Consider the following 5,753-nt stretch of genomic DNA (forward strand, 5'->3'; position numbering starts at 1 on the left):
ATTCATTCTTTGTGGAACAGGCATCTCATTCTTTGTGGAACAGGCATCTTGCCTGTTCTTGCGGCCCACCCCACAAAAAAATTCCTTCTTTGTGGAACAGGCATCTTGCCTGTTCTTGCGATTGACTCTTGGGCGGGGCGGGTTTTCGAGATTATTGGTTTTAGGCAATTATTGTTGGTAAAACCCGCCCCTACGAGACATTGCTAAATTGTGGAACATTCGCCGACAACCATTCGGCGCGCAACTTTTCAATAGCTAATTCTTTAAATTTAGCTTCTACTTCAATCCAAGGAGCCTGATAATAGCAATTAGGCATTTCTGTAATTAAATCGCTGTGGCGCGGATCGGCAAAAAATTCTCTGCCATTCGATATATGCACTAATTGCCATTCAGGAACAGACCAAGTTGTGCGGGCTGCTGCGAGCATTTCGGCAACGCTGGGATCGTCGTAAGTTTCTAAATGTTCGTGAATGACGTGGTGGTGGGCGTCAAAAACCATTGGTACGCCGGTATCGAGACAAACTTCTAAAATTTCCGAGGAACTGTAAGCGTATTCGTCATTTTCAAAGGTTAAGCGCGATCGAATGGATTCTGGCAAGTCGCGGATGACTGATTTGAGCTGCGAAGTGCGATCGCTCTTGCCGCCGTGAATGTTCATCAGTGCCTGGGGCGATCGGGGCTGTCCCAACATATCTAAAATTAAAGCATGAGCCGCGAGAATTTTAATGCTGTTTTCAACCACAGAAAGCTTGTCGGAACTGAGGACGACAAATTGATCCGGGTGGAGTACCAAGCGGATGCCCAAAGACAAAGCGCGATCGCCCGTAGTCCGCAATTCCTCAGTCATGGAGTGTAGCACTGCTTCCCCCAAATCTGTATCTGCAAAAGGGAACAGTGCAGAAGTCATGCGGTAGAGCTTAATCTGATTAACGGAACAGAAGTCGATCGCTTTGTCAAGCCGCTTTAAGTTGTCTGTATAAAGCTCGCGCAATACTGTTTCTTGTTCAGTTTCCGAAAGCTGTAAAAGTCGCTTCCGCGTGACAGTGCGAAAGCGAACTTCATTGGATGTTGTAATACAGACTAACCCCAATTCCGGCAATTTGTCTTTTTGAAATAGTTGGTTAATCTCGCTCATTTCTCAATAATTCCTAACTTGAATTTTATAGGTTAAATAGTTTTGTAGTAAGGACTTTAGTCCTTTGTTCTGAAGCTGTGATATCAATTGGTTGTATCGGAATGATTAAACCACAGAGGGCACAGAGGACACAGAGAAAGAGAAGAGAGAGATAATAATTCCGATGTCAACGGATTTGATATGAGGTACTACTGAACCTGCCCAAATAGTCCGCCGGAGATTCTAATCCCTGGCGGACTATGGAAGTGCAAGATGTAATTAGTACAAACCGGATTTTTATCAAACATCTAATCAACCGCGTCGCAGATAGGATATCGATGACAATTTAATCGATATAACTATTGCTGTTCTTCGCCAGACTCAGCCTCTTCGTCGGGCCGCGCGGTGGCAACAGGATTTTCCATTGCTTCGTTATGGAACGGATAACCGGATGTTTCTTGATTTAGCGGGTCAGCGGGTTGGTCGTCAGGAGATGTAATTTGACCGTTAGTGTTGGTATTGGGTTTTGTGGAAGAGCCTTTATGGCTGGCGTGACCGCTACTCATCTTTTTTTCCTCAATTAGGTTTATGGAACAATTTCTAGCTTAGACTTAGCTGCTGCGGGCGATCGCCTATCTTAAGTCAGATATCTGCTTGAGTACATCGCACAGCAGAAAGTTTGTATTACTCTGCCATAGATTCGAGCAGACGACCAACTACAGGGTCAATCTGCCAGTAATCCTTACCGTCTTGCTTCTGATTTCCTAAATGCGAGACAAGACTGAGGAGTTCCGCCCATCGGAGAGTCTGCTTGACAATTTCAGGCGATACATCATCCAGAACCTCAATTAATTCCTCAACCACTGCTGCTTCTCCCCATTGGGCCAAAGTTCTCATTACCAGTTTTCTTTGAGGTTCGCAACCGTCAAAGCCCATTGAATTAATTAATTTATCAGATTTATTAAATTGATTCTTCAGTTCCGCCAAGGAATCTTGCCAGCGATGCGGATTAGCTTGGGAAAATTGATAGAATTTTTGCAACAGGTTTGACCAATTCCCTGTAACTTCCGTAATCTTCTTTCTAACTTCTAGTCCGCTGGGCAACTTAGCATCTTCCAACCAATGTCGCAGCGCCGCATCGTGCCAAGGTTTGAGGCTGAAAAATCTTAGTTCCTTAAAGGAATCTAAACCTATCGAATTAGGAATAACTAACTGCCAAGCCTTCTGAGGATCGGCGACAAAAACAAGCTGAATAAACGCTTCTTTCTTCAATCTTTTGATTTTCTTAATTGCCTCATCAACCCAATCCTTACTCCAAAGGGTGGTGGCTGATACAACAACGAGCGTGATATCTTTTTTACGATGGTAAATAATTTCTGTCAAACGCTGGCTGAAATCCGATAGGTCTGAGAGATTTTCTAAATAGTGATAGTGAATTTTGCAATCCTTCTTACTAGCTGCTGCTTCCATCATAAAAACTCTCAAATCGTCAATTCCTGCGGCTTGGCAGCCAAATATAATAGAGACACGATTCTCCGGGCGCAGCAGCTCTGATTCCTGTTGAACAGTTAAAGGACTGCGCCGGGAATCAGCTTTATTTTTGACAAGAGGAGACCGAAAAGTAGCAGGTTCGTATTCAGGTGGAGCTTCACGCGGTCTCAGAAGTTCTGCTTCAATTTCTGGTTGCGTACCCATAAGCAAGGCTAAATTAGAACTTCTCAGAGTGAAGTAACCTGGATTGGTTTCTCGTAAAACTCCTAATCCGACCATTTCTTCTAGTAAAGCCAGGATTTCATCTTCCGATGACCTTCCCGCGAATCCGTCAGACCACCAATACAAGACTTGTTCGCGAATCCAAGATACAGAAAACCCATCCTCCATGCCTGTTTCATCCTCCTGAGAGCCATCAGCAATCGAGTAGGCAATTACCTCGTAGCGCTTATCGAGCCCCAATGTCAACTTAAAGCGATCGCGAATATTATTGCGAAGGTCTTGACTTTGATAAGCTTCTTCTACATGGCGAGAAGTAATCACGTAAGGCGGACTAATTTTAGGATCGAAAGTAGGGACATCTGGGTTAGTAATGTGCTTGAGTAACTGCTCGCAATAGAGTTGAATCAAGCTCGGATAATAGTTAGTCTGCCAAAGAATGCGCGGGATTAAATCAAGTGATTCAAAACGATAGCCAAGACTAGCCAGCGGACGTTCTACCAAAGCTGTTGCCGCACGCATTTCACCATTATTCAGCAGAGGCCCAATGCAGATCGGCCTGCCAAAGTGAGCCAGCGGATGATTTGCTTGTCTAGTGGTTCTCAGAACGTTGTGCAATCCGGCAAAGACTACCTTAAAACGTCGGTCAGTTTCCATCATTAATTTTCTGAGTTCATCGCAGCGGAGGAAATCCTCCTTACCATCGGCTTCAAGGAAATTATCTGCCTCATCCAACAACAGCAAAAAGCGCCGCTGCTTGTCCAATTCCAGCCAATTTTTAATCCGCAGCAAGCTGCTTTCGCGAACGGAGTTGCGCCGATTGGTATCAGGAATTTTCAATTTATCCAATTCTCCGTTTAGTAAATCCCAAATCTTATCTAAAGCTTGGTTGCGTCCAATTTCTTTAATATCCAAAAATAGGGCGTTCCTTCCCGCGTCGGTTCCATGAAAAGTCCGGTGTACATACTTAAGCAAAACGGTTTTACCTAACTGCCGACCTCCATAAATCAAACAAGAACCAAGAGGATCGATTATGGATTCCCGTTCTCGTACTCGCCCGTAAAACATCTCAGGCGGAACCTCTCCTGCTGCGGTTTTATAAGGTTCTAAGAAAGTAAAGGGTAAGGTACAATCAAACAATACAGGTAAGCGTGTTTTTTGTTCTCCGCAAAGGTAGAGCATCAGCACATCATCTATCACAATGAAAGTGCTCCGACGCTGCCGACACAAATCAGCCAAATCTCGGCGTTTCTTTTCAGTCATTCGCCCAAAATGAAAGACGAATATCGGCCCTCCAAGAGCTGTTTCTCCAACGGCATTGAGGAGATCCTGTTCGTTCGGTCTATCCCATACACAAAGAATGCGGTAATGGCCCTTCGCGGCTGAACCATAGGCAGACACAGGACAGCGATTTTGGTCAAATATCGGCTCAGCATTAACGTCAATCCAGGTATTTTGTCCTGATTTTTTAAATGTAAGAGATGTTATGTTAAAACCGAGGTTGCTGAGAATTTGGCGAGCATCTTTCTCTGTGATTTCTTGCTTCCTTCCCTTGGCTGCAAACCAAGCGTCTAGCATATCAGCGGCTTTTTTGGCTTGAGTTCCTTGCGGTATCTGGATTTTTGCGATACTTTTCCCTTTGGAAATATTGGGAATTAGGTCTTGCTTTTTTTGTCGATCGCGATCGCACTCCTCAAGCACTTTTTCGATCGCAGCATACTTATGCTCGAAGAAGTCTTTAAAAGCATCTCTTTTTTCCTCTGGTTCAGGAAGCGATCGCCGCTCTTGCAGCATAGATATATATTCCTTAGCCGTCAGGATATCGCCTTGCTCCAATACACTGCAAATTCTGGTACGATCGGCATCTGCTATACCTGTTTGCTGAAGACTCTCTAATTCCTCGGATACTCGATCGATCTGTTCCTGGCGCTTGGCGCTAATTCCTTGACCGATCGCCCGAAGCAGCTCAATTTTTTCGGAAAACCGCCTGGTTGTTACATGAGCATTTTTAATGCTTTCAATCTGTGCTGCATAAGCACTTCTATCTGTTTCTCTTAGTAAACCAAAAGCTACGGCACTTTCGAGCTGTTTGCTAGTAGTCTCGACCTGCTCCTGCAAAATTCCTTGACACTCTTCAATCCGATTATTGCGTTCGTCCTTTAGCCGATCGAGGTCTAATGTTGATTCGGGGTTGTGTTCGAGGTATTCGATGATTTGCGCCGTAGCCTCGTGATTTCCGACCGCTTTTGAACTACAGACATAACTTTGCATATCGAATGCTTGTTGCCAATCCCAAATATCATTTTTGACTAACTCCAAAATTCCCTTTATACCCGCTTCAGGATTAGCGATATCTAGTTCCCAGTCATCGTCGATCGGGATAGATGGCATTCTTAACAGCTCCGCGTGCAGGATATATTTTGGGTCAGGTTCTGCGGTTGACAATTCGGTATCTGGATCGAAGATATTGCCGATGTCTTCCACAGCTTTTCGGCAACAGGCAATACCAGCTAAAATAAACACTGGAGGTTTTGTCGCCTCAAAGGTATCTAATTCTTGGAGAACCATATCTTGAAGATTCTCAATATCTTGTTTTAACTGTTTGGCTTCTTTCTGAAGATAATTTTCGCTTTCAGCTAAGCGCGATTCCTGCTCCTTAACCCAGCGACCCACCCAATTCAAAAATTGCCGAGCGCGAGAGCGAAGCTGAATGAGGGCTTTACCTGTAATGATACCAGCACCTTTAGGGCGACGAATTTTGCGCTCTGTTCGCTGAATTTCCCCGTCTAGATTGGACTCATTAGATAATCTCTCGATCTGCTTCTTGAGGAAGGGAAGTTGGCTCAAATCTTGTAAGGATTCAGGTCAAAAAAACTTAAGTGGCGGCATCTGGTAAAATAAAGGAATGAAAAAGCCCACAGCCACCAGA

3 protein-coding genes are annotated in these 5,753 nt (G+C 44.4%); all 3 read right to left on the reverse strand.

Annotated features, from left to right (window positions below; all coding sequences use genetic code 11):
* Positions 1-190: 190 nt before the first annotated feature.
* The 3 genes from uvsE to QT990_RS07975 all read right to left on the reverse strand — a co-directional run bounded on the left by uvsE (position 191) and on the right by QT990_RS07975 (position 5,671).
* Entirely contained in the window at positions 191-1,135 is a 945-nt protein-coding gene (gene uvsE / locus QT990_RS07965) for a UV DNA damage repair endonuclease UvsE (protein ID WP_333143430.1), read from the reverse strand.
* 338 nt (positions 1,136-1,473) lie between these two features.
* Complete coding sequence (locus QT990_RS07970) at positions 1,474-1,680, reverse strand: hypothetical protein (RefSeq protein WP_172190898.1); 207 nt, start codon at positions 1,678-1,680, stop codon at positions 1,474-1,476.
* 118 nt (positions 1,681-1,798) lie between these two features.
* Positions 1,799-5,671, reverse strand: a complete 3,873-nt coding sequence (locus tag QT990_RS07975) for a hypothetical protein (protein ID WP_333143429.1) — start codon at positions 5,669-5,671, stop codon at positions 1,799-1,801.
* Between the last annotated feature and the right edge of the window lie 82 nt (positions 5,672-5,753).

Origin of the sequence: Microcoleus sp. T3_B1, from assembly GCF_036700445.1 — a bacterium.
Lineage (GTDB): Bacteria > Cyanobacteriota > Cyanobacteriia > Cyanobacteriales > Microcoleaceae > Microcoleus.